This is a genomic window from Streptomyces sp. NBC_01224, assembly GCF_036002945.1.
Lineage (GTDB): Bacteria > Actinomycetota > Actinomycetes > Streptomycetales > Streptomycetaceae > Streptomyces.
On sequence record NZ_CP108529.1, the window covers coordinates 4,839,431 to 4,863,028 of the forward strand.

General features: G+C 65.8%; 18 protein-coding genes and 1 pseudogene. 9 read left to right on the forward strand and 10 right to left on the reverse strand.

Features of this window, described 5'->3' with window-relative positions; all coding sequences use genetic code 11:
• The first annotated feature begins 331 nt into the window (after nucleotides 1-331).
• The 4 genes from OG609_RS21615 (at nucleotide 332) to OG609_RS21630 (ending at nucleotide 4,660) form a co-directional block, all read left to right on the forward strand.
• Complete coding sequence (locus tag OG609_RS21615; RefSeq protein ID WP_327274319.1) at nucleotides 332-2,647, forward strand: type I restriction-modification system subunit M/S; 2,316 nt, start codon at nucleotides 332-334, stop codon at nucleotides 2,645-2,647.
• Nucleotides 2,648-2,720: 73 nt separating this feature from the next.
• On the forward strand, nucleotides 2,721-2,942 hold the full coding sequence (locus OG609_RS21620) for a hypothetical protein (protein WP_327274320.1): 222 nt from the start codon (nucleotides 2,721-2,723) through the stop codon (nucleotides 2,940-2,942).
• A gap of 647 nt (nucleotides 2,943-3,589) precedes the next feature.
• Nucleotides 3,590-4,039, forward strand: coding sequence for a helix-turn-helix domain-containing protein (locus OG609_RS21625; protein ID WP_327274321.1), 450 nt, complete (start codon nucleotides 3,590-3,592; stop codon nucleotides 4,037-4,039).
• A gap of 45 nt (nucleotides 4,040-4,084) precedes the next feature.
• Complete coding sequence (locus OG609_RS21630; protein ID WP_327274322.1) at nucleotides 4,085-4,660, forward strand: PIN domain-containing protein; 576 nt, start codon at nucleotides 4,085-4,087, stop codon at nucleotides 4,658-4,660.
• 288 nt (nucleotides 4,661-4,948) lie between these two features.
• Here the strand turns inward: OG609_RS21630 and OG609_RS21635 are convergent, their stop codons facing one another.
• Nucleotides 4,949-5,788, reverse strand: coding sequence for a helix-turn-helix domain-containing protein (locus OG609_RS21635; RefSeq protein WP_327274323.1), 840 nt, complete (start codon nucleotides 5,786-5,788; stop codon nucleotides 4,949-4,951).
• Nucleotides 5,789-5,915: 127 nt separating this feature from the next.
• Here OG609_RS21635 and OG609_RS21640 point away from each other — a divergent pair, with 127 nt between their 5' ends.
• The 4 genes and pseudogenes from OG609_RS21640 (at nucleotide 5,916) to OG609_RS21655 (ending at nucleotide 12,046) form a co-directional block, all read left to right on the forward strand.
• On the forward strand, nucleotides 5,916-6,278 hold the full coding sequence (locus tag OG609_RS21640) for a VOC family protein (RefSeq protein WP_327274324.1): 363 nt from the start codon (nucleotides 5,916-5,918) through the stop codon (nucleotides 6,276-6,278).
• Nucleotides 6,279-6,304: 26 nt separating this feature from the next.
• Nucleotides 6,305-6,724, forward strand: a complete 420-nt coding sequence (locus OG609_RS21645) for an SRPBCC family protein (RefSeq protein ID WP_327274325.1) — start codon at nucleotides 6,305-6,307, stop codon at nucleotides 6,722-6,724.
• Nucleotides 6,725-7,073: 349 nt separating this feature from the next.
• Nucleotides 7,074-8,048, forward strand: a pseudogene (locus OG609_RS21650) (IS701 family transposase); the annotation flags it as partial.
• Nucleotides 8,049-8,134: 86 nt separating this feature from the next.
• A complete protein-coding gene (locus OG609_RS21655; RefSeq protein ID WP_327274328.1) occupies nucleotides 8,135-12,046 on the forward strand; it encodes an NACHT domain-containing protein in 3,912 nt (1,303 codons plus the stop codon).
• A gap of 324 nt (nucleotides 12,047-12,370) precedes the next feature.
• On the opposite strand, the gene OG609_RS21660 is transcribed toward OG609_RS21655, so the two are convergent.
• The 5 genes from OG609_RS21660 to OG609_RS21680 form a co-directional block, all read right to left on the reverse strand.
• The gene (locus tag OG609_RS21660) at nucleotides 12,371-12,700 is read right to left on the reverse strand and encodes a MazG-like family protein (protein WP_327274329.1); all 330 of its coding nucleotides are present in this window, start codon (nucleotides 12,698-12,700) and stop codon (nucleotides 12,371-12,373) included.
• A gap of 27 nt (nucleotides 12,701-12,727) precedes the next feature.
• On the reverse strand, nucleotides 12,728-14,050 hold the full coding sequence (locus tag OG609_RS21665; protein WP_327274330.1) for a UDP-glucose dehydrogenase family protein: 1,323 nt from the start codon (nucleotides 14,048-14,050) through the stop codon (nucleotides 12,728-12,730).
• Nucleotides 14,051-14,155: 105 nt separating this feature from the next.
• Complete coding sequence (locus OG609_RS21670) at nucleotides 14,156-15,388, reverse strand: hypothetical protein (RefSeq protein WP_327278129.1); 1,233 nt, start codon at nucleotides 15,386-15,388, stop codon at nucleotides 14,156-14,158.
• Nucleotides 15,389-15,779: 391 nt separating this feature from the next.
• Complete coding sequence (locus OG609_RS21675) at nucleotides 15,780-16,226, reverse strand: hypothetical protein (RefSeq protein WP_327274331.1); 447 nt, start codon at nucleotides 16,224-16,226, stop codon at nucleotides 15,780-15,782.
• 55 nt (nucleotides 16,227-16,281) lie between these two features.
• Entirely contained in the window at nucleotides 16,282-17,511 is a 1,230-nt protein-coding gene (locus tag OG609_RS21680) for a helix-turn-helix domain-containing protein (protein ID WP_327274332.1), read from the reverse strand.
• Between the two features lie 298 nt (nucleotides 17,512-17,809).
• Here OG609_RS21680 and OG609_RS21685 point away from each other — a divergent pair, with 298 nt between their 5' ends.
• Nucleotides 17,810-18,652: an NAD(P)-dependent oxidoreductase gene (locus OG609_RS21685; RefSeq protein WP_327274333.1), complete on the forward strand. Its 843-nt coding sequence runs from the start codon at nucleotides 17,810-17,812 to the stop codon at nucleotides 18,650-18,652.
• A gap of 32 nt (nucleotides 18,653-18,684) precedes the next feature.
• Here OG609_RS21685 and OG609_RS21690 read toward each other — a convergent pair whose 3' ends face one another.
• The 4 genes from OG609_RS21690 to OG609_RS21705 all read right to left on the reverse strand — a co-directional run bounded on the left by OG609_RS21690 (nucleotide 18,685) and on the right by OG609_RS21705 (nucleotide 23,292).
• On the reverse strand, nucleotides 18,685-20,394 hold the full coding sequence (locus OG609_RS21690; protein ID WP_327274334.1) for a relaxase/mobilization nuclease domain-containing protein: 1,710 nt from the start codon (nucleotides 20,392-20,394) through the stop codon (nucleotides 18,685-18,687).
• Nucleotides 20,391-21,044, reverse strand: coding sequence for a plasmid mobilization relaxosome protein MobC (gene mobC, locus OG609_RS21695; protein WP_327274335.1), 654 nt, complete (start codon nucleotides 21,042-21,044; stop codon nucleotides 20,391-20,393). Before mobC ends, OG609_RS21690 begins: the two co-directional genes overlap by 4 nt.
• 93 nt (nucleotides 21,045-21,137) lie before the next feature.
• Nucleotides 21,138-21,875, reverse strand: coding sequence for a DUF2637 domain-containing protein (locus tag OG609_RS21700; protein ID WP_327274336.1), 738 nt, complete (start codon nucleotides 21,873-21,875; stop codon nucleotides 21,138-21,140).
• Nucleotides 21,876-22,017: 142 nt separating this feature from the next.
• Nucleotides 22,018-23,292, reverse strand: coding sequence for a DUF3631 domain-containing protein (locus OG609_RS21705; RefSeq protein WP_327278130.1), 1,275 nt, complete (start codon nucleotides 23,290-23,292; stop codon nucleotides 22,018-22,020).
• Nucleotides 23,293-23,598 lie beyond the last annotated feature (306 nt).

The window sequence follows — 23,598 nt, forward strand, 5'->3', positions numbered from 1 at the left end:
AAGTGGCCTCGAAGGTGTCCTGCTCGATGCCGAAGTGGCTGTAGCCCTCCTCGGAACCCTGCACGCAACTGACGTGCGAGGAGGCCGACCTGAGAATTCTGTTAACCCATGTAATCGATGAACCTGGATGGAGGGTCCGGTCGCAGGAACGTTGCTGGGCCCGTATCCATGTGCTTTTTCGTCTCTGCCGTGGTCGTGGCGGGGTGGGTTGCCTACCACTCCGCCAAGGCAAACAGAGTGAGCACTGTGAATGCGCGTTTGGCTCGTGTGTCTTCTTCCTCGTACGGTCCTCACATCGGAAACTCAACCGGCCCAACCGCCAGGAGACACCATGCAGTTGGCACACGATGAACAAACCGGTCTTGTCACCCGAACCCAGATCGCGGAGCGCGCGGGCGTGAGGCGCCCGGCGGTGTCGAACTGGGCCCGGCGGCACAAAGACTTTCCCACCCCTGTGCGCTCCGGCGATACGGAGCTCTTCCACGAGGCCGAGATCACGCGGTGGCTGATGAACCGCACCATTCCTCAATCACAGTTGCTCGACGGGGAGCAGGCGGGAACCACCTACGCCGACCGATTCCGCCGGACCAGCGGTGATCGACCGTCCGCGGAACCGAAAGCCGTGGGGAGCGGCGCTCAGCGCATCGGGACCGAGGACAAGAAGGCCGTCGATCAGCTGATGGGCCGACTCGCGGACCGGGTCCGAGGCCCGGCGGCGATGGCGGACTTCGTGAATCTCTGTCTCATCGTGATGTACGTACGACATGCGGAACCGGAGCAGTGGCGCCGGATCGAGGACGCCATGTCGGCAGGTCAAGGGGCCAGGGACGTGCAATCGCTGCTCCGTTCCCTCGGCGACATGGCCCAGGACACGCTGCGCCGGAACGGCGACCGAACCGACATGCGCAGCAGCTTGCTGCAACTGGAACCGCGGAGCTGGGACGACCTCACTACGGCAGTACGGACGGCGGCAGGCACAGGCGTTGGCGCGTTCCAGCTCGTGTGGGAGTCGTTCAGCGCCCGGGAAGGGCTGCAGAGCTCGGAGTTCTGCAGCCCGGTGGGCCTGGCCTCGCTGTCTGCGGCACTCGTACTGACTCCAGGACAGAAGGCCACAGTGCTGGACCCCTACACGAGGGGCGGAGAGATGCTGGCGGCTGCGTACCGGCACATCGGAGGCGCGCGGGGGACCGTGTATGGCGAGACCCTCGACAGCCGGCTGCAAGCGGTCGCGAGTCTGTACCTTCTCCACCTCGGCGTACGACCGAAACTGACCAGCACCCGGTCCGACCGATGGCCACCGAACCGCGAACACGGCGCCGACGTGGTGCTGACGAACCCTCCGTTCAACATGAGCGACGCACCCGGCCCCGGGCGCCGGACGGGAAACTGGCCGTACGGACCACCACCACAGGGCAATGACAATTTCGCCTGGGTGCAGTACGTCCTCGGTGCGTTGGTACTCGACGGCCGAGCCGTGGTGGTCATGCCGGTGAAGGCAGGCAACTCGGTGAACGTTGCCGAGCGCGAGATTCGCCGCGCCCTTGTCCGCAGTGGGGCTGTGGAGTGCGTCATCACGCTGCCGTCCCATCTGTTCTCCGCGACGCCCGTGCCGGTTTCCCTGTGGTTGCTGCGACGTGTGGAGCATCCGGTGAGAGAAGACGTCTTGTTCGTCGATGCCCAGGAGCTGGGGACAAAGGTCCGGCGCCGACGAGTGCTGCGCGACGCAGATCGAGATGCGATCACGGCCGTGGTCCGCCCATGGCTCGACGGAGAGCAGTGCCCGGACGGTGAGGAGTACGCGGCGCACGCTGCCGACCGGGGCTTGTCGGCTGTCGTCGTGGCCCGCGCGGTCATCGCCGACGAGGAGTGTTCGCTGCGCCCCGCCGATTACTTGGGGGGCGGAAATTACGGCGCTGCTCCCGTTGCGGCCCAGCTGCGCGAAGCCGGTGAGGAGGCGGCAGGGCATACGGACATGCTCCGCCTGCTGGAGCAGCGATGGGTGGAAACGGGCGACGGCTACCGCACGGGCTCGGGATCCGGCGGCTGGAACGAGGCAGTTCTCAAGGACCTGTGCGAGATCCGGCCCGGTCCGTCATACACCCGCCTTCCAGCGGAGGCACGCACGGCGGACGCCGGTATTCCTCTTGTCTTCCCGCAGGATCTCGTCGGAGGGAAGATCGCGGAGGAACCCAAGAACCGCGTGCCGTGGCAGACGGCCGAGCGGTTCAAGAAGTTCGAGTTACTCCCGAACGACATCGTCTGCGTGCGTACGGGGGCGCAGCAACAACCCGCGCTGGTCTCCGGCCCGCAGGCCGGATGGCTGCTCAGCTCGAACGTGATGCGTCTGCGCGTATGCCCGAATGCCGAGATCGACCCCCTGTACCTCCACGCCTACCTGGGCCTCCGGTACGCGCGCGAGTGGATGTCCCACCGCGCCGCGGCCACTGCAGCCCCCTCGCTGAGCTCTGCGGCTCTGGGCCACCTTCCCGTGCGCTTTCCGCCGATCGGGCAGCAGCGGCGGAGCGTGGTTCTTCTCGGTGAGCTCGGCCGACGCGCTGATGCGTACGCCTCGTACGTCTCGGCACTTGGTCGGCTGCGGGCCGAACTCGCCGAACACCTGCTGCACGGCTCGGTCGAGCCGCTGTGACGGCCTGCCACCGCTGATCTCCCCTGCCCGTCCTTCCTCCTTCTCGCCCGTGACCCTCGAAAGGATCGAGTCCATGCCCGAATCGACAGCCCGTTCCGGACGTACGTGGCAGCTGTGGCTGGCGCTGTACGTTGCCTGCTCCATGGTGGTCGGCCTCGTCGTGAGCCTGTTGGTACTCCGGTCAGGCGTTGGCACCACTGATGTCGTTCTGGCAGGGGGAGGCGGCTTCGCGACCTCCTTCGCCCTGTGCCTCGCACTGCCCGCGGCCGTGCGCGAACTCAAACGACAGAGCTGACCCGGACCGGCTGTCCGCGCGGCTGAGCCCGGTCAACGGGGATCCTCAGGCCACAGATGCGGCGAAGTCGGCGACAGCCTTCCGCAACGGTTCCGCCGCCGCCCCCGTACCGCCTCAGGTGCTCCTGCAGGTTCTGGGCAACACGAAAGCCTCAGGTTGCTGACCTGGGGCTTTCGCATGGAATGCATGGAGCGGGCGACGAGAATCGAACTCGCGCTCTGAGCTTGGGAATCACCCGGCCCTTGACCTTACATATGGGCTCTGACCTGCTGAAATGCGTCCCGATGGTCAGGCCCTGACCGCTACGTCGGTTCCTTTGGTGACCGCTGTTTACCGTTCCTGCTGGCACGTTGTGGCACGGCCTCTTGCGCGGTGACAGGGGGAGGTGTTGGCAGGGGGTGTGCGTTGCCCAGCGCGCTGGCGTGGTTCGCCGGGATGCCCGGTGGCGTGGGCGTCAGCTTTGCCTGTGCTGTTCACGTATCCGTTCGGAGGGCCTCCACGGGCCGTTGGCCCGCAGATCGGTGAGCAGGGCAAGTCGCTCGGGCGGGACGCGGCAGATCCCGTCTGCCCTGGGGTGCCCGCGCCGGACCCCCAGGTTACAGTTATTTCAGATGATACGTAGGCGGGGTCAGTGATTGGAGGCGACCATGGCTCGTTCCAGCGTTCTTGCCCGTGCCGAGAAGGTGGAGCCGAATCCCTCGCACCAGGGTGCGCTCGCGGCGACTGCTCGGATGGCGCCGGAGGCGGTCGAGGTGTTGGTGCGTACCCGGGATGGCAGCGAGCTCGTGCTGCCTGGGGAGCTGGTCCGCCTGCTTCTGACCTCGGCCGGTGAGCTTGCCCGTGGGCATGCGGTGACGGTCCTGGCGTCCGAGACGCAGCTGTCGCCCGCTGAGGCTGCTGAGCTTCTGGGTCTGTCTCGGCCGTTCGTCGCACGCTTGCTTGATGCCGGCGACATCCCTTCGACGAACCTGCCGGGCAGTAGCCACCGGGTGGTCCGCCTTGCGGACGTGCTGGTGTTCCAGCGGCAGCGTGAACGACGCCGAGAGGGCCGGCGCCAGATCGCAGATGTCTTGGAGGGTGTCGATCCGGCCTCTTGATCCGGGCGTCACGGGTAGCCGTCGAAGTGAAGAAAGAGGGGGAGCGTGGCAGCGCGGGTCTTTGTGGACACCGACGTCCTGTTTCCGTTCTCGGTCATGGACGTGATGCTGGCCCTCACCGAGGATGCTATCCACGAGATCGTGTGGTCCGAACGGCTGCTCGCGGAGTGGGAGCGGGTCATCGTCCGGGAGGGAAAGCGTTCGCCGAAGTCGGCTGCCGCAGTTGCCCAAGCCGTCCGGCGTTTCTTCCCCGACTGCGAGATCGAGACCGCGGTATACGGGCACCTCGTGGATGAAATGCCGGGTGATGACCCCGACGACCGGCATCACTCGGCGGCAGCGGTGGCGGCCGGTGCCGACGCCCTGATCACGTGGAACGTTGCCGACTTCCCTGCCGGTGATTTGGCCGAGCGCGGAGTGCGAGTGATCGACCCGGATTCGTACCTGTGCGGGCTGTACAAGGAGTTGCCGCACGAGGTCGCGGAGACGGTAGTCAGACTTGTCGGAGAGAAGCGCAACCCGCCAGTCACCCTCGCTGATGCCGTCGCCCGTCTCGCGAAGGCCGGCCTACCCGTCTTCGCTGACCTGCTGACAGGACACCTCGGGCACCGAATGAGGTGACGCGAGGGCTGGTGGTGCGAAGGTGGTGCCGAACCCCTGATGCGGACCAGACGGAAAAGAAGCCCCTGGCCGTTGGCCTGGGGCTTTTTCATGGAGCGGGTGACGAGAATCGAACTCGCGCTCTGAGCTTGGGAATCACCCGGCCCTTGAGGGGCCACATAGGGTCTGAGCTGGTAAAACGTTTGCTGTGGGCCTTGCGGCGAGGTGGTTCGCCACCCCCTTCTTGACCGCTGTTCACCGTCCCTACTGGCACGTAGTGGCATGTGCCGGACCCTGGTCGAGGGCCCTCTACTCGACTATGTCCCCCTCATGGTGCTCCGGGGCGAGGAGCCGCCGCAGTGCCGTCGGTGTGTGACCGAGGTAGTGGCGCATGGTCCGGGTGAGGTGGGCCTGGTCGGAGAAGCCCAGGTCGGCGGCGAGGGTGGCGAGGCTTTCCTCGCCCGCGTCCAGACGGTCGAGGGCGCGGCCGACGCGGACCCGGTTGCGGTAGCGGGTCAGGGAGACTCCCAGCACGCGGGTGAAGGCGCGGCTCAGACGGTAGGGCGAGACGCCGAGGAGCTCCGCGAGCGGCAGCAGTCCCTCGGAGGCGGGGTGGGCCTCGCCGATCGCCTGCCGGGCCGCGGCGACGAGCGGCCCCTCGTCCCGGCCGGGGCGCGTGCCGGTCGGGACGGCTCTGTCGACGGCCTGTCCGACGGTGGCGGAGAGCAGCCCGAGGAGTTCTTCGGTCACCGCGTGGTCCACGTCGCCGGTGCGGGCGGACGCGAGGACGCGGCGGCGGGCCAGGTCGAGGCGGGCGTCCACGTACACGCTCTGCCGAGCCGGGCGGGCGTCCTCACCGGCCACGGCCCGCCACAGCGTGGGCGTCAGGCTGATCGAGGTGCACTCGTCGCCCCCGGCGGCCGGGTGCGCGAAACGCTCTTCCTCACCCGGCACACCGAGATAGCCCGTCGTCGGGTCGACCTCGGCCGGGGCGCCGGCCACCTGCCTGCGGAACCGGCCGCGCTGCACGAGCACCACCCGGTAGTCCTCGCGCACCTCCGTCTGCGACCAGTTGGTGTGGTCGTCCCGGCAGCTCACCGCAGTGATACGGAAGTCGGGCCGGGCGGCGAGGACGGTGGCGGTGAGCACTCTTCGACGCTACGCCGGGGGTCTGACATCGGCCCCCCGCAAGGATTTTCAAGACCGGGATGGGGCGTGGCGAGCAAGCTGAGCGGCGTCGCACGTCATCCCGTACCGCGCTCAAGGAGTCACCGTCATGTCCGTTCTCGCGCAGATCAGCACCGTAGTCATCGATTGTGGAGACCCGGTTCGGCTCGCCGAGTTCTACAGGGAGGTCACCGGCTGGGAGATCACCTACAGCGGCGAGGACTACGCCTCCCTGGCCGGCGGGGAGCAGCCCGGCCTGGCGTTCGTACGCATCGAGGGCTACCAGGCCCCGGGCTGGCCCGACGATGCCAAGCACGCCCACCTCGACTTCACGGTCACCGACCTGGAGGAGGCGGCCGGCCGGATCGTCGCCCTCGGAGCGTTGAGGCCCGAGTTCCAGCCCGGCAAGGACCAGTGGGTCGTCCTCACCGATCCCGAGGGGCATCCGTTCTGCCTCACCACCGGCGCCTGACACGTCCCCCGACAGGAGAAGGGCACATGGCTCACATCAACAAGGAATTCCTGATCGACAACTCCCCGGAAAACGTCTGGGCGGCCCTGCGCGAGGTCGGAGCCGTGCACCAGCGCCTGGTGCCGGGCTTCGTCACGGACACCCGCATGGAGGCGGACACCAGGATCGTGACCTTCGCGAACGGTGTGGTCGTGCACGAGCTGATCGTCGACATCGACGAGGCGTCCCGCCGGGTGGCCTACGCGGTGGTCGGCGGCTCGATGGCGCCGAAGCACCATCACGCCTCGATGCAGGTCCTCGCCGACACCGAAGGGCGCAGCCGTTTCGTCTGGGCGATCGACGTGACGCCGGATGAACTCGCCGTCCCCATCGGTGAGATGGCTGAGCAAGGCTCGCGCATCATGCGGGAGACGCTGAAGGCCACCCCGGGCCCGGCGGGCAGGTAGGAACCTCGGGACAGGTGGTGCAGAGGCGGTGCAAGGCGCCTAGACAGGTCTAGACAACAAACAAGGCCCAGGTCGCTGACCTGGGCCTTCGTCATGGAGCGGGTGACGAGAATCGAACTCGCGCTCTGAGCTTGGGAATCAACGGTTCTTGAACGGCTGCAGTGGCGCTGACCTGCATGTTTGGGTGGAGCGGTCGAGGCTGGTGTGGTCTCTGGCTACCGTATTTGTCCGCTGCTATCCGCTCCGAAGGGCACGGATGGGGCACGGGGGTGATCGATGCCGCCGTGCCATGGGTGGGGAAGTGTCACCGCGCTGGATCAGGCGCTTGCCGTCGCGCGATCTCATCCCTGGCGATCTGGCGCAGGGCAATCCGGTCGACCGTCATCGATCCGGAGCCGGAACCGTCGGACGCATCGAGAACAGCCAGGTCGCCGTCTACCTCGACTACTCCACCCCGCTCGGGCACGCAGCGATCGACCGGGAGCTGTATGTTCCGCGTTCCTGGACCGAGGACACGGCCCGCTGCCGAGCCGCCGGGATACCCGACGCCGTCGGCTTCACCACGAAACCCGCCCTCGCCGCCCGCATGGTCGGCCGCGCCCTGGATGCCGGCGTCGCCGCATTCTGGGTGACCGGTGATGAAGTCTACGGAGGTAACCCGCACCTGCGAAGCGAGCTGGAAAGACGCGAGATCGGCTACGTGCTCGCCGTGGCCTGCGACCACCAGGTCACCACCCCCGCGGGCAAGCTCCGTGCCGACGCCCTGGTCAAGAAGCTCCCCGCGCCGGCCTGGCAGAAGCTCTCCGCCGGCGCAGGCGCCAAGGGGCACCGCTTCTACGACCGGGCCCTGGCCGATAGCGCCGACGACCGGCCCGGCCATCATCAGCTGCTCGTCCGCCGCAACCGGCGCACCCGTGAACTCGCCTTTTACCGCCGCTACTCAGCCACCCAGGTGCCGCTGTTTACCCTGGTGCGGGTCGCCGGACGCAGATGGACGGTCGAGGAAACCTTCCAGTCCGGCAAGGGCCTGGCCGAACTGGACGAACACCAGGTCCGGCGCTGGGCGTCCTGGCACCGCTGGGTCACCCTCGCGATGCTCGCCCATGCCTTCCTCACCGTCGTCCGCGCCGACGAACACGCCCGCGAGCCGAAGACGGACGGGTTGACACCGCTGACCTGCAGTGAGATCCAGCACCTGTTCACCGCGCTCACCGTCCGGCCCACACGTGAAGCGGCCCACCAGCTCAGCTGGTCCCACTGGCGACGCCGCCACCAGGCCCGATCCCAGACCAGCCACTACCAGCGACAAGCCGCCCAGGCATGAAGGTCGCGATCTACAGCTGGAGTACTAATGACCGACTTCCCTCATTCGCCTGCGGTCCAAGAGAGTGATCCTGCATCATGGGCGTTATGAATTTTGATCTTTATAAACTCGGTCCTCGCGAGTTCGAAAATCTCACGCAATCTATCGCCGTTGCCGAGATTGGGCCGTTTGTCAATGTGTTTGGTTCGGGTCCTGACGGCGGGAGGGAAGCGACGTTTGATGGGGCCATTCAGCTATCGAGTGGCGAGAAGAACTGGGATGGATACGTCGTCCTGCAAGCGAAACACAAGGAAAAGCCTGCTAGCGCCCGAGAGGAGGCTTCATGGCTGATCAACGAGATTCGAAAAGAGTTCCAAGAATGGCACACTTCGACTAAGCGGACCGAGAAGCCTGAATACATCATCTTTGCCACTAACGTGACACTGTCGCCTACGCCGAGAACGGGCGGGATCGACCGTGTCGCTAAAGCCATGAAGGAAGAGTGTGTCAAGCTGGGCGTAAAGGACTGGCTGGTCTGGCATAGTGATGTTATTGGGCGTTTTCTTGAAATTCACCATGGAATTCGAAATTCATATTCTGCGTGGATCCTGCCTGGGGATGTACTTTCTGCCCTTTACGAAAGCGTAACATGCGATCGCGAGGAAGTACCAGCCGCTATTAAGTCGTACCTGGCAAGAGAGGTCGTCAAGGATAGGTACGCAAACCTTGATCAGGCAGGCTCTGCCGATGATCGAATGATTCCACTCGCCCAGGTATTCATTGATCTACCGATTGGCAGCGGGAAAGACAGTCCAGGCGAACACGAAGCGCGCTGCCTGGACGCCCTTATCTCAGCTTGCGACATGCGTCACTCGCCGGAAAGCGATACCGATCTCGCAGAGGGGGAGGCCGCACAATCTAAAAACAGGTTTGTCCTGGTTGGAGGCCCGGGACAAGGAAAAAGCACAGTCAGCCAATTTGTCTGCCAACTTTACCGAGCCCTTTTGGTCAAAGATACTAAGTCCATGCGTAACATCGATGTACGCTCGTCCGTGAATCAAATTCTTGAACAAGCAGAGAAGGAGGAATTGCGACCCCGTGCACGACGTTGGCCAGTAAAGATCTCGCTAACCAGCTTTGCTGACGAACTTGCTCAGGGTAAGTGCATCAATGTCTTGGATTATATTGCTCAACGCATTACCGAATCCGGTTCAGTTGTCGTGACCACCGCGCATATGCGAGATTGGCTGAGAGTGTTCCCTTGGCTGATCATTCTGGATGGTTTGGATGAGGTTCCTGGATCGAGTAATAGAGCACAAGTTCTGGAAAGAATAAACGAATTTCAGATTGCGGCAGATGAGGGTAACTCTGACCTCGTGGTAGTTGCCACCACGCGACCCCAGGGATACACGGACGAGTTTTCTCCACAACACTTTCAACATTTCACTCTCGCCCCTCTGAGTAAAGAAAATGGCCTCAAGTATGGGCGAAAGTTGGCCGAAGCGCGTTACGGAACCGCGTACGACAGAGTAACCCGCCTGATGTCTCGACTGGACCAAGCTACCTCAGAGTCTTCAACCGCGCATCTGATGACGACGCCCCTGCAAGTGACAATCATGGCCGTCTTGCTAGACCGAGTCGGTAAGGCTCCAAAAGATAGGTACACTCTCTTCGCTGATTATTATCGGGTAATTTATGAGCGAGAATTGGAAAAAGAGGGGCCGGCCAGTAATCTATTGCGTGACCATCACGAGGACATCAATTCGATTCATGCTGATGTCGGGCTGATGCTTCAGACACGAAGCGAGCGCTCTGGAGAAACCGAGTCGCGACTCACTCTGGATGAGCTTAACTCAATTATCACGCATAGATTGACCGATGAAGGACATGAGGGATCGCACCTTACATCTTTGACCTCAGCTATCAGTCGAGCCGCTACTGACAGGCTTGTTTTTCTGGTCCCTAGTAGAGGACACGAAGTAAGTTTCGAAATCAGGTCCTTGCAAGAGTTCTGGGCGGCGGACGCCCTTATGAATTGCGGCGAAGATAAAATCGGTGATCGGCTTCGAGCAATGTCAATCAGTTCCCATTGGCGAAATGTCCTGCTTTTTGCTTTGGGTAACATTTTTGCGAACCGCCGCACTATGCGCGACAGTGTGACGACGCTCGTGCTGGAGCTGAACGCCTATTCCGATCAATACGGAACTCTACAGCGCCGTATTCTTACGGGCTCCAGGCTTGCTGTTGAAATTATCGGTGACGGTATGGTACGTGCTCCTCGTTACGAAATGACTCTCCTGGAGGAAGCGCTAAAACTTATCAAGCTGTCCGGAGGTAGTCATCTGAAAATCCTAGCTGTCGCTATCAGTGAACGAGGGATGGAAGTGGCTAGAGATTTCTTGTCGGACGATCTGTCGGAGCCTGGTGTTCCGGCAGAGGGGGTGTTGTGCTTCCTTGCAGCTAGAGCAGCTGTCGGGGACTCTTGGGCCAAAGAGAAATTGACTAGAATCTATGACAACTCTTCGTCAGGAGAAAAGGAGGAGATGTTTGATATCGGAGTGAGAAATGAATTGCCTGCCCTTCTTGCCCTGGCTAGTCAAGCGATGATCGAGCCAGATTTGACAATTCAAATGGCGCTGGAAAGTAGCATTCTCTCTGCCCACCTGGAACGGGAGACTTCGACGTCTTCTATTTTGGTCCCGCAGTGGGCCAGTCACATCGCTTCGATTTTTTCCTCGCGAGCTCGTTTCGACGCCAATGGAATCCATATCCCTCTGGCCTCAGGGGGCGTTTGGTCGGGCGGCCTGGGACTGGCTTGCACTTCAGTCAGCTTCCCCAAAGCAACGACTATCCTGCCCGAGGCGTGGAGTGTTGGCTTCCCAGTAGAGCACTGGTTGACGGCTGTCCGCTTCTTTGAGGAATCCCCTAGCGCGGAAACGCTCGCTGGCGCAGTACGCGCACTCGCTCCGCATCGTGCAGATTTCTCTGTGGTCGCGTCAGGATTTCCGTGGGTACTCCAGTATGCCCTCGATAAGTACACCGTCGTTGATGACGAGACTATTGCCGATATCAAGGCTGGGTCGCTGGGTAATCTAGACGACTGGAAAGATCTTGAGCGTAAGTGGGTTGGATTGAATGCGATTGATATTATGGACCATACTTTTTCTGGCTGGCTCCTGGATCGGACCGCTTTCCTTCCGTTCCAAGCATCAACTCCTCGCATGCTTCCCCGGCGCCGTGCGGCAGGCAAGACAGGGAGGGCGACCCAGTTGTCCCACGGAGAGATTCTTGAGGCTGGCTTGAGGATTCCCGAACGAGGGCCCAGGGTTAGGTTCCTTAATTATGCTCTTTCTAATTTTGTCGCACACTCGGCAAGCAGGGAGCAGAGGCGCGAAGCCCTCACTCCATCACTTGTCCGGGACATTTTTTCTCCGGACAATCTTCCGTTCTATAATCTTTCCTGGCTGGCCGGCATCGAAGTAGATGATGAATGGTTGCAAGTCCTGGATGAGCTTGGGAAATCCTGCTGGTCCAGAGGCTGGGTTCCTGAGCTTCCTGGGGCCCTTGTGGATGCGTGGTTGGACGACTTTTCCCTCACTGGACTGGGATCCCTTGTTTGTTTGCAAGGTCATCGTTTTGACTTGCGGAGCGAGGGTGGTAGGAAGTTGCACAGAGAGTGGGAATTGATTAAAAGAAATGCGACTGCGGAACCCATTCGGAAGGGGTTTGTTGCCATCGGTTATGCGTATTCCTGCACCCCGTCAGACATGGAGGATGCCGAGCTGCTGTTGGGGGCAATTTCGGAAATCATCAAGCGGGAAAAGGTTGATTACGATGATGTGATGCGAAACATGCAGCTTGATCATCTAACTCCCAGTCGGAAGGTGGCAGTGGGCCTTTTGGAGGGTTTCAAGAAGGAGCTCGATCCGTTCGCGATTCAACTCACCTACGAGCGTCTAGTTAGGGCGCAGGCTAGCGCTCCTACTCAGATCTCTTTTGAACTAATGCGCCCCTGCTGACAGCGGCTAAAAGCGGCTAACACAATGAGGTGGATCGACGTTGGTGACAGTTTCCGCGTCAGGAGTTGGACGTCTCCTGGGCATGGGGGCCTCACCGTGATCGATGACTTCCTTACCTCCCTCCCAGCAGGCAGCACGGCCAGACGGGGTGAAGACAGAGGCAGTCCGCGCCGCTGAGGCGGCACACGCCCCAGGCCGTGCGCGGGTCTTGATGATGTAGGGAGAGTTCTCCCGCGCTGGAATCAGGTGCCTGTTGTGCCTTAAACCCGAGCATGGCAGCCGACCGCACCTGGTGGGTGCAGTCGGCGGCGACTCCGGAGGCCGTCAGGCCGCAGCAGCGGCCTCGCGGCCCCTGCGAGTGCGGCGGTGGAGGATCTCGTCGAAGGTTGCGCGGGCGCCCGTGGGATTGATGTAGTGCATGGCCAGGAGGGCTGCGATGACGGCGCCGACCAGGTCATTCTGGACCTCGGACCAGGTGTGGTCGTCGCTGCAGGTGGTGAGGCCCTTCAGGCCATGGAGGGCGTGCATGGCCTCGCCGGCTTCTTCGGCGACCTTGCCGACCTGGAGAGCTTTGAGCTCCTCGTCGGGGAGATGGGCGCCAGCCGCTCGGCAGACGGCGGAGAGCTTCTCGATGTTGTCCCACAGGGTGTCCATGGCGGACCTCCGGGTCGATGGGTTCGGCTATTCCTGTGCGGGTCGTCCGAGCTGGCGTACGGTCCATCCGGCCATGCGCCAGGCGTCGGCGTCGATGAGGTTGCGGAGGTCGACGAGGACCGGGTCCGCGACCAGTGGGGCGAGGGCCTTGGGGTCGGCCTCTCGGAAGTGGGGCCACTCGGTGGCCAGGACGATCAGTTGGGCGCCCTGGACGGAGTTGTCGAGGGCTTCGGCGTAGTCGAGCTCCGGGTGCCGGTGCAGTGCCGTGGGCACGGCGTGCGGGTCGTGGACGGTGACGGTCGCACCGCGCTGGTGCATGAGGGCGGCGATCGCCAGGGCCGGGGATTCGCGGACATCGTCGGTGCCAGCCTTGAAGGAAGCTCCCCAGACGGTGACGCGTACGCCGTCGACGGGGTGGCCGAGGGTCTGCTCGATGAGCTTCAGCGCAGCGGTGGGGCGGGATTCGTTGACCTGCTCTGCCGCCCGCAGGAGGGTTGCTGCCTCGGTGGCTCCGAGGGTGCTGGCTGAGGCTGTGAAGGCGCGGACGTCCTTGGGGAGGCAGCCGCCGCCGTAGCCGGGTCCGGCGTTGAGGCCGCCGCGGCCGATACGGGGGTCGAGGCCGATGGCCTCGGTGAGCTGCTGGACGTCGGCTCCGGCGGCGGTACACATGTCGGCGACGCCGTTGATGAAGGAGATCTTCATGCCGAGGTAGGCGTTGGCGGCGCCCTTGATGAGTTCGGCGGTGGCGGGGTCGGTGACGAACAGCGGGATCCCGTTCGCCAGGAGAGGTGCGTAGACCTGGCGTACGGCGTCCTCCGCGCGGGCCGAGGGGACGCCGACGACGATCCGGTCGGGTCGCAGGGTGTCGTCGATGGCGTGGCCCTCGCGGAGGAACTCCGGGTTCCAGACGACCTCTACGTCCTCACCGGCCGGGGAGAGACGCGCGAGGAGTGTGCCGAGGTCGCGTGAGGTGCCGACGGTGACCGTGGACTTGCCGATGATCACGGTCGGGCGAGACAGGTGCGGGGCAAGGGCGCGGGCGGCGCCGAAAACCTGTCCGGTGTCGTAGCTGCGTCCGTCCGCGTCGATCGGCGTGCCCACGGCGAGGAAGTGGACGTCCGCGAACTCGGCCGCCTCTTCGAGGCTGGTGGTGAACCGCAGTCGTCCAGTGGCGGTGTGGGTGGTGAGGAGTTCGGGCAGGCCGTCCTCGTAGATGGGGCACTCGCCGGCGTTGAGGCGGTCGATCTTCGCCTGGTCCAGGTCCACGCCGATGACATCGTGGCCGATCTCGGCCATGGCAGCGGCGTGGGGGATGCCCAGGTGACCACAGCCGATGACAGATACGCGCATGGGTCGACGCTCCTTTCCCTGTTGTCGCCTGCCCGGGGGGTCCGGGCCGGCCGGGTGCGTCACGCTAGCGCCACCACCCGGCGCGCCCCTCTTCGTGCAGGTGAATCAACCAGCTGACTGCTTCAGGAGATTGACGAGTGCGGGCAGCGCCTCAGCGGCGGTTGCCCGGCACACCAGGTCACCGTCCTGGGGCCCCTCCAGCGGGTACGGCATGAACTGGCCGTCGTGCCAGAAGCCCTCCGGATCCAGGTAGACGATCTGCATGCCGCGATCACGGGCGCGAGCCTGGACCTTGCGTCGGTCGGCGTGCAGGCCGACGACGAGGAGGGCCTTGGCGCCATCGACCCAATCGACGTCGGGTACGGCCTGGTCGTAGCGGCGCATGAAGCACTCGTCGAGGCCGGCGCGCGCGGCGAGCACGTCGAAGTTGTTGGTGATGACCGGACCGACGAGGTGCCCAGCGTCCTTCAGTTCCTTCAGCGCCCGCATGGCCGGGGTCGGCTCGGCCAGGAAGCAGGCACGGAACATCTCCACGAATTCCGCAGTCTTCTCCTCCGGCTCCGTCAGCACCTCATGGAGGAGTGTGTCCGCTGTCGGGGAGAGGGTGAAGCGATGCTCACGCGGCTCGTGGCCCTGGCGGTCGGTGACCCGGTAGATCTCGTGGAGCCGGTGCAGGGGCGGGATCCCCGCCTCGACCGACGTACCGCATCCGATCTCCACCTGGAACGGCCGCAGGTCCGCGAGGACGGATAGGTTTGGAACGCGGGTCGGCGTGCCGGGGCGGTCTTTGAACCGGATTCCGGTGGAGAGCACGTTCCACGGCAGTTGCCGGACAGCGGGCGGCGGTGCGTAGGACACAGAGGCGATCTGCACGTCCAGGCTCCGGTAGCTGGCTGGAAGGACGCGGCCTGCGGCGGCGTCCTGGGGGTGGATGTCGTGCTCGGTGATCCGGCACTTCAAATCCCGCCGCGTCCATAAGAATCCACCGGGGGCTTCCTTCCAGCCGCCGGTGGCGAGCGAATTCCACAGGGCGTCGTGGTGCGCGTCGATCTCGTCGGCAGGGGCCGCAGCGGAGTGATAGAGGTACAGGTCGGTTAAGCCGATGGCCGGCGCAGCCGTGGTGGGCACCAAGCCGTACCGGTAGCGGTAGTGGATGATCCGCCGCCGGGCGTCGTCGGAGGCCGCCCAGCCGGACTGGCCGGCGGTGGCCTTCTCCTGGGTGCGGCGCCAGATGCCTTCCTCGATGTAGCGGGGGCGGTCGGCGTTGCCGAAGTACGTGTTCCAGACCTGCTGTTGGTCGGGGACGAGCTGGTCGATGACGATGTACGGGATGTCCACGATCCCTCCCTGGAGAATCACGCGTGGATGTTCCAGATGGCTGACGGGGTGCAGGCCGTCCCGCTCCGGGGAGCCGAAGCCGCGCTGAGCGGGACGGTTCTTCAGCGCCGCTCGACCAGAGAGCAGCGTGGAAGGATCCGGCGGCCGAGCGCAGGCAGACGGTCTCGGTGCCGGGAGCGGCCTCAGCGGTCGGAGGGCAGGCTCGCGTCCGGTGCGGCGGCGGAGGGCCGGTGGCCAGCGCCTTCGAGGAGCGGGCCGGCGTGCTCACGCAGTGCCCAAGCCGGGCCGACCAGGCCGGCGACGGCCAGGAACGTGAGTGCGATTCGGCCTCCGTGGTCGGACCGTGCGGTTCTGGACGCGGCGTTTCGGGCATGGCGGCGCCGAGCCCCGGTCACGAGGTGCTGCCGAGGGCGCGTTCGTGTGCATCAAGTAGGCGGCTGGTCTGCGCGTACAACCGCTCCAGCTCCGCCGAGGTAAGGATGAGCGCGCCGTCGAGGGTCGAGCCGTCATCGAAGTGGACCTCGACGGGGACCGACCCTTGCCGGGCCCTCGGGTCGTAGACCGCGTCCCGGCCGGCCAACAGCGTGGCGTGGGTGGCCTTCACTGGCACGGGCCTGAGCGTCGTCCCGTCGGCGGGCGCGGACCACTGGGTCCCGCCCCCGGGCGGGCGCAGGTGGTACGTCGTGGCGGAGCCCTCACCAGGGAGGGCGACCACGACTCCCACACGGTCCTCGTGGGCGCTGTCGGTGGCGAGGTCGCCAAGCCGGGGAACGAAGGGAGCTGCGGTACCTAACCCGGCTCCCTGCGAGGGAAGGTAGGGAGAACGTCGTCGCGTCATGCCCTGAAGTTAGGGACAGGGCAACCCTCGAATATGAGCCGGAGGAATACGACCCCTATCCGTCGAGGTGAAAGCGGTCGGACATGCGCCGCAGCTTCTCCCGCGTGACTGCTCGTTCCGCGTAGACGATGCTGCGAAGCGTCGAGCGGGCGATGGGGTGGTTCCGTACGAGCTGGGGCGCGATCCGCTCGGCTGTCTCCAGTTCGGCCAGGGCCTTTCCTCGGTTCCCGTCCCACAGCCAGGCGCGCGCGACATCCATGTGGTGGTGTCCCTGCCGGGAGTTGGGCAGTGACCCGACCAGTGCTGGGCTGGTACGGCGGTTTATCTCCAGCGCCTTGCCCTGCTCGCCCATTTCCAGGGCCACGCTGATCGCGTGGATCTGCACGTTCCCGGCGGAGAACGTCAGCGAATGCCGGTCGTACACCGGTGCCCCGACGTACGCGTCCATGCGTTCGGCAGCGTCCTTCGCGTGTCCGATCCGGTCCTCGGCCTCCGAGGCGCGGCCGGCTCGGGCGGCGGATACCGCGGCCCGCAGCTGCAGCGTGCCCCAGGCCCGCACGGCCAGCGGCTCGCCACGGTCGTACTCCTGCTCTACCGAGGTCATCGCCTTGTCCGAGAGCGTCAGAGCGTCGGCCCAGTCAGCCGTCGCCCACATGTCCCAGACCCTCATCCAGTCGGCGACGGCAGGCAGCACCGGATCTCCCGACAACCTGGCTGACCACGCGGCGCGCTCGCAGGCCATGGCGACCAGTTCGGGGTGCCCGAGGGAGTGGGCGGCGGTGTGTGCGAACTTGCAGCACACGGCGTAGATGGCATACGCCTCCTCCCGCTCGTGGCCCTCCGACTCCTCCGCCAAGGCGCGCGCCTCGCGAAACAGGTCCGGGAGAACCCGGAGAATTGCCACGTTGGAGGCGGTGTCCCGCAGGCGGTGCAGCCGGGTCACCTCACGCCACAGCTGTGATGCGGGCCTCGGAGCCCCGTCGAAGACGGGGACGAGGTCGTAGCGGCGCAGCTCGCGCAGGATCGACGAGGCGGCAACCTGCCACTGGTTCTCGTCGGGAGAGCTGCTGTACGGACGCCCGATCAGGTCGTTCGGATGGACGTGCAGTTCTGCGGCCACCTGGTTGAGCAGCCCGACCCTGTCCAGCTCGATCAGGCCACGTTCCATCTTCGACACCCAGCCCTGCGACTTCCCCAGGGCCATCGCCAGGTCGGCCTGCGGCATACCCAACCGCAGCCTCGCCCTGCGGACGCGCTTGCCGATCTCCTCGGCTTCCTCCAGCATCAGGACACCTCCCGGCCGCCGGACGATCCGGCGCGATCGCCGGTCTGTCCGTACAGAGTTCGTCTCCAGCACGGTACCCATGACGTGGCTTGCGCGTGAGTCGAGCCGCCGGGACAGGGGTGCCACAGCCGTGTTCCCTGCTTCGCTATGAAGGGCCAACACGAGGCAGGGGGAACTTTTGCCTTATCGGCGACCGGCCCGTCCGAGCCAGGTGCTGAGCCCTCCGCCGTTGCTGCTCTACGGCAGCGGATCATGTTGATGAGGAACACACCACGTCGCATTTCGCCGGAGGCAGCCAGTGACCGTCGTGACCGTCTTGCACCCGGGATCCATGGGCGCGGCGGTCACCGCTGAGCTTGTCGCCGGCGGCCATGAGGTGCTGTGGGTGCCCAAGGAACGCAGTGAGAACACATGGCGCCGCGCGAGGGAGGTCCGCGCCACAGCTTGCGACTCGCTCGCGGAAGCGCTGTCCCGTAGCGCGGTCGTTCTCTCAGTCTGCCCACCGCAGGCGGCGGAGGATGTGGCAGCGGCCGTGGCTGCGCACGCCTTCGCTGGGGTGTACGTCGATGTCAATGCCATCAGTCCGCAGCGCGTGCAGCGCATCGCCGGGAAGATCCGTCCCGGCTCCGCAGTCATTGACGGTTCCGTTTTCGGTCGGCCACCAGGTGATTGGCGCACGGCACGGCTCTATCTCGCGGGGGTCGGCTCCGCCGTCGACTTGGTGGCGTCGCTGTTCGTGGACTCTGCCCTGCACGTATGCCGGGTCGGTGACGCCGTCGGTTCTGCTTCCGCTCTGAAGATGGCCTTTGCCAGTTACCAGAAGGCCGCTCGTACCCTCGCCGGCGTCGCCCATGCGCTCGCCGACGCCCATGGAGTCGGTGATCAGCTCACAGGCGAAGCCGAGATCATGATCTCCGCGATCCTCTCTGATCCGGAGTACTTGCCGAGCGTGGCAGCCCGGGCCTGGCGCTGGGCGCCCGAGATGGAAGAGGTCGCCGACACTCTCCGCGAGGCTGACCTGCCCACGGACATGGCCGAGGCCACGGCTCGGGTGCTCTCCTTCTGGGAGCGAGACAAGGACCAGTACGACTTGCCGGTCGTGCACGTCCTCTCTCAGCTCCGGTCGGGAAGAAGTAGTTGATTCGTGCACACTGTGGCGCCGCCGAGAGGCGATCACCTCCGCCGAGGGCGAGATGTAGATGTAGTAGCGGTGGGCGTGGCCGACGCCGCAGGCTCCGGAGAAACCACGTGGCGTAGAACGGTGCTGCGTTTCTGTGCCGCCAGAGCTCGCTGGCTTGGAGCGGGCCTCTGCGAGAGCCGATGTACGCGCCAGGCCAGTGTGCGTGCAGGGGAGCGGGCGTCGTCGAGGGCGCGTTCGTCTGCCGCCTGCTGCAACAGGCGTCCGGGATCGTGGCCTGCGGCCTCTGCGTCAACCAATGCGGTGGTGAGCGCATCGGTGGCGGGGTCGGCGAAGACTTGGTCGGCGTGTGCGGGGGCGGCCTGGCGGATGAGCTGGGCGTACCGGACTGCGACCTTCTGAGGCGGTCGATGCTGGGCGGCGGCAAGCAGGTACCCGGATGAGGTCCGGTCGTAGGCGGTCTGGAGGTGGAGCAGGGTCTGGTGGGCGGCTGCGGTCTGCTGGTTGTGCTGTCGTTGGTCGTGCCAGCGGGCGGCGGCGATGACGGCGAGGAGCGCGGCGTCGAGGAACATCGCCAGGAAGGCTCCGTCCTTGGGCGTCGGCTCGTGGAGCATTGCCTTCACGGCCCCACGCAGGGCGCGGGCGTGGTGGTGCTCGGCGTGGACGCGTGAACGGGTTGCCCGTTCGAACGCGGAGGCCGCTGCGCGGAGTTCGGTGCGGATGTCCGGCGGCGCGGTAAGGGCTACGGCGTCGAGTGCTTCGCCGAGGGCGGCCAAGTGGGCCTGGGCGGCTTCGGCTTCCGGTCGGCCGAGGTGGTGGGGGATGCGCTCTGTGGCTGCGGTGGCTTGGTGCCACGGGTGCGGCCGGAGGCGTCCATGGGGGTTGTCGGCCGGAATGTCTGCTGCGGTGAGACGGCTCTGGATCTTGGGGAGGGAGAGGTCGGGCGACAGCGTGGAGCCGGAGAACCACACCGGTTCCCCTCCGGTGTTCGTGTCGTCTTCCAGGGCGATCTTGTAGCCGCGTGGTTCTCCGGAGGGGAAGTGCAGGACCTCGACGAGGACGCCGTTGGTACGGGTGAGCAGACCGAGGAACTCCTCGGTGTTGGTGGCGGCAGCCGCTGCCGTGCGGACGAAGGTGCGCAGGCGTACGCGGGCGGGCTTGTCGTGGCCGGTGCGGCGGGCCTTCTCCTGCTCGGCGCGGGTGGGCCGTTTCGCGGCGGTGCGGTCTCCGCGTACGACTTGGAAAAGGCCGTATTCCTTCTCGACGGCTGCGAGTTCGCGGTCGGCGGTGAGGTAGTCGTTCCAGTGGCGTGCGGTGCGCAGGTCGCCTCGGATTTTGGTGGCGGCGATGTGGATGTGGTCGTTGGCATGCCGGACGGCGACCCAACGGCAGCCGTCCGGATCTTCTGTCGGTGTGATGCCGGTTGCTGTGACGACACGGCGGGCGATGTCCGCCCATTCGGCGTCGTCGAGGATGCGGTCGCCGGGTGCTGCACGGACGGAGCAGTGCCACACGTGCTGCTCCGGGGCCCGGCCGAGTCGCCTGGCCTGCTGGACGCGTAGGTCGAGGTCGGCCACGAGGAGCTTCTTCGTAGCGGCGGTGTCGTCGGTGCGGCCGGGGTCGGGCGCGAAGCCGTCCCAGGAGGCGACGAGGTGCGGGTCGGTGTGCTCGTTGGCCCGGCCGGGGCCGTAGAGGTAGCGGATGAGGCCGGCGGTGCTCTTGCCGCTGCTGATCTTCGCGATCACCGTGGCCCCTTTGTGGCGGCTGCCTGGTTGGTGCCTGCTGCGATGTGGCGGATGGTGGCGCCGACCGTGCCGAGGGCGCGTTCCGCATGGTCGAGGAGTGCGGCGTCCCCAGGGTGTGGGCGGTCGCCGGAGTTGAGCTTCTTGGCGATCTGGTTGATGTTGTGGCCGATCTTGGCGACCTCGCCTCGGAGGGCGGTGAGTTCGTCGATGTAGTCGTCGAGTTGGGTGCGCTGGCCGGGCAGTGCGAGGTCTCCGTGGATGTGGGCCATGACGACGGCGCCGACGTAGTGGGCGGCAGCGATGTTCAATGACCGGGCCACGGAGAGGATCGCGGTCTTCTCGTCGGTGCTGTAGCGGACGTCGACGCGTTCCTTGCGCTGGGTCTCTTTGCGCTGGCGGCGGCGTGCGACTCGGCGCAGTGCGGCGGCTTCGGCGGCGCGCTGCGGCAGCACGGTGCGGGTGGTGGTGTCGACGGGCTTGTTCCGCTCGGGCGTCCCCTGGCGCCCGAGCTCCTCCGCCACCCCCGGGGCGGAGGCACTTGCGTTGGACCGGCCCTTGGACGGTCCAACGCCATACCTTGCTCCGCCTGATGCCGGGGTGGAGGTCATCTGCTGCTGCGCTGACGAGGGCTCGTGGACGGGCCTGTGCATGTGGGCTCCTGCAAGCGGTGGCGGAGGGAGAGGGCCCGCTCCTCCCTTGCTGATTCACGGGAGGAACGGGCTGGGGCGACGTGGGATGCAGGGTCAGCCGGTACCGGTGGGGGCGTCGTCGAGTTCGGCCTGCAGCAGGTCCTTGACCTCGTCCAGACGGCTCCGAGAAATACCGAAACCCTGGTCCCTGACGGCCTTCTCGATGTTGCGGCGCGAGGCACGGCCGGCTCGCCCGAGGGGAGCCGTGCGGCCGATGGCCACGGCCTGCTCCAGCGGAACGCTCGGCTGCTTGCCTCCCGGCCTACCGGGCTGCTGCGGGGTCTCCGCCTCTCGCTTCGCGAGTGGCTCCGGCACGTCGTCGTCGGTGTTGTGGCGGTCGGGGGTAGCGGGGCGTCGGGCGACGAGGAGGTAGAAGTGGACGGCTCCGGCCAGGGCGAGTGGGGCGATGGCGGAGATGACTCCGACGGTGATGTCATCGAGGGCAAGCCCGTTGTGGCGGGTCTGCTGGTTGAGGCGGACGGCGTGCAGGACGTTGGCCCAGATACTTGTGGCGGTGGCGACACCGACCAGGGCGGAGACGTAGAGGCGGGCGGACAGGGGCGCGGTCCGCAGGACCAGCAGGGCGCCGATCCCGATGGCGATGAACCCGTCGATGACGAGCGGGAAGGCATAGGTGAGCGCCCGGTGGATGTGGCTGGCGGCGGCCATCTGACGCAGAGCGTCGTAGGACAGTGCGAAGGCGGCCACGGCCAGCAGCGACACTCCCGTGCGGATCGCGGTGGCCAGCGGCAGCGGGGCAGACGGTGCCGCGGCGATGGTGGGGGAGGACAAAGGGAAATGCTCCAGGGGTGCAAGGTGTGGCTGATGTGGCCCTGAGGGCGGGGCGACTCGTCGCGACTCGTCGCGTGCCTGGTCAGGACTGGTACGAGTGCGGCGGTGGTGACGAGTCGACTCGTCACCGGACCACGACTCGTCACCGCGCTGACCTGCGCGGAGACGAGTCGCGACGGGTCGTGCCGGGGCAGGTCCCGGTCGTGGCTTCGGGCGCGGGCTCGGGGCAGTAGCGGGCCCAGGAGTCGGCGAACTGCACGCGGGTGAAGCCCTTGGCCTGGACGTTGCCGTGGAAGCGGCGGGTGGCCGAGCTGATGCCGTACTCCCTCAGCAGGAGTTGCAGGCCCCGAGGGGTCAGGCCGTTGGCGGTGTACTCCGCCCAGGGTGTCTCGTCGTCCTGGTTGAGGATGTCGAGGAGTCGGCTGGTGCGAAGCGCCGGCGGGTTGCCTTCGGTGGTGAAGGCGCGGCGGATGTCGGCCAGCAGGCGGATGCCCAGGCTGCTGCGGTCCTGGTCGTGCTCGGCCTCGTGCTTGGCCATGATGCGGCAGGCGGTGCGGGCGAGGTCGGGCCACGCTCCGCCGGCGAGGTCGGCGACGGTCACCAGCGGCTGCCAGGTGTCGGCCGCGCGGTCTTCGACCGGCATGGCCGGTGTCAGCTCCATCGCGTCGGCGTGCAGCGGAGTCAGCCAGGCGACGAGCCGGTCACGCAAGGCGTGGAGGGGCGGGGTGTCGCGGAAGGTACGGAACTCCGCCACCTTCTCGCCCGGCCTGCGGCGGCGCATCCGGATGACGATCGACCGGTCCATGATCGTGTCCGGCAGGTCACCGATGCCGGCGAGGGCCGCCATGGCGAAGGTGGGGAACTTCGCGACCTCGTGGTTGGGCCCGGAGACTCGGAGGGTGGGGCGGTTGCGCTGGTGCCCCGCGTTGAGCAGACCGCGCATCTCTTCGTTCTTCTCCGCGACCTTCGCGGAGCCGAAGAGGGTGTCGGCCTCGTCGACCAGCAGGGTGGGCGGTGTGGCGGTGATCGACCGGAACACCGCGGCGGCCGACGCGTTGACCGTGATCAGCGGATCGTGAACGCTCTCGGTGATCACGTCCAGCAGCCGCGACTTGCCGCACCGCTTCGCCGGCCCCACGACAGCCAGCCGCGGAGCGTGCTGCCATGCGGTCTGCAGGTGCGTGGCCGCAACCCACAGGGTCACAGCCGTGAACGCTTCCCCGCTTGGCAACACGACGTACCGGCGAAGCTGCTCCCGCAGCTCCGCCAGCACCGCCTCGCCCTCGGACACCGGAGCGGGTTCGGGCTCCTCTGCGGACGACGGTACGGGCTCGGCGGGGCGGCCGGGTATGGCCACCGGCGGCCATACGACGGCGGTGTTCGGAAGGGATGGCGTGCTCTGGGCGGGATCGTCCATACTGGACATGTAGCTCCTCCGCTTGCGGGCCAATGGGACGGCAATCCCGGCCTCGCAGGTCAGTCGTTCAGGGATGGGCGGCATGAGGTTTGCGCTTTGAGCCCCTCGGTGTTGGGTCACCGGGGGGCTTTTTGTATGTCGGGGCTGGTTGAAGGCATGCCTCAGCGGATCGGTGCGGTCTGCTGGGGTGCTTTACGGTACCACGGACTATGCGGATCGCATAGCGCTATGCGATCCGCAGAACGGATGTTAATCTTGTTCCATGCCGCAAAACCGGCGGTACACGCAGTGAACGGGAGGAGGGGC

What these genes read in the sequence shown, in the direction of transcription:
- OG609_RS21705 (WP_327278130.1), bottom strand. Translation starts at nt 23,292, where the DNA reads ATGGACGATCCCGCCCAGAGCACGCCATCCCTTCCGAACACCGCCGTC.
- OG609_RS21675 (WP_327274331.1), bottom strand. Translation starts at nt 16,226, where the DNA reads ATGACGCGACGACGTTCTCCCTACCTTCCCTCGCAGGGAGCCGGGTTA.
- OG609_RS21665 (WP_327274330.1), bottom strand. Translation starts at nt 14,050, where the DNA reads ATGCGCGTATCTGTCATCGGCTGTGGTCACCTGGGCATCCCCCACGCC.
- OG609_RS21680 (WP_327274332.1), bottom strand. Translation starts at nt 17,511, where the DNA reads ATGCTGGAGGAAGCCGAGGAGATCGGCAAGCGCGTCCGCAGGGCGAGG.
- OG609_RS21645 (WP_327274325.1), top strand. Translation starts at nt 6,305, where the DNA reads ATGGCTCACATCAACAAGGAATTCCTGATCGACAACTCCCCGGAAAAC.
- OG609_RS21660 (WP_327274329.1), bottom strand. Translation starts at nt 12,700, where the DNA reads ATGGACACCCTGTGGGACAACATCGAGAAGCTCTCCGCCGTCTGCCGA.
- OG609_RS21625 (WP_327274321.1), top strand. Translation starts at nt 3,590, where the DNA reads ATGGCTCGTTCCAGCGTTCTTGCCCGTGCCGAGAAGGTGGAGCCGAAT.
- OG609_RS21655 (WP_327274328.1), top strand. Translation starts at nt 8,135, where the DNA reads ATGAATTTTGATCTTTATAAACTCGGTCCTCGCGAGTTCGAAAATCTC.
- mobC (WP_327274335.1), bottom strand. Translation starts at nt 21,044, where the DNA reads ATGCACAGGCCCGTCCACGAGCCCTCGTCAGCGCAGCAGCAGATGACC.
- OG609_RS21615 (WP_327274319.1), top strand. Translation starts at nt 332, where the DNA reads ATGCAGTTGGCACACGATGAACAAACCGGTCTTGTCACCCGAACCCAG.
- OG609_RS21620 (WP_327274320.1), top strand. Translation starts at nt 2,721, where the DNA reads ATGCCCGAATCGACAGCCCGTTCCGGACGTACGTGGCAGCTGTGGCTG.
- OG609_RS21640 (WP_327274324.1), top strand. Translation starts at nt 5,916, where the DNA reads ATGTCCGTTCTCGCGCAGATCAGCACCGTAGTCATCGATTGTGGAGAC.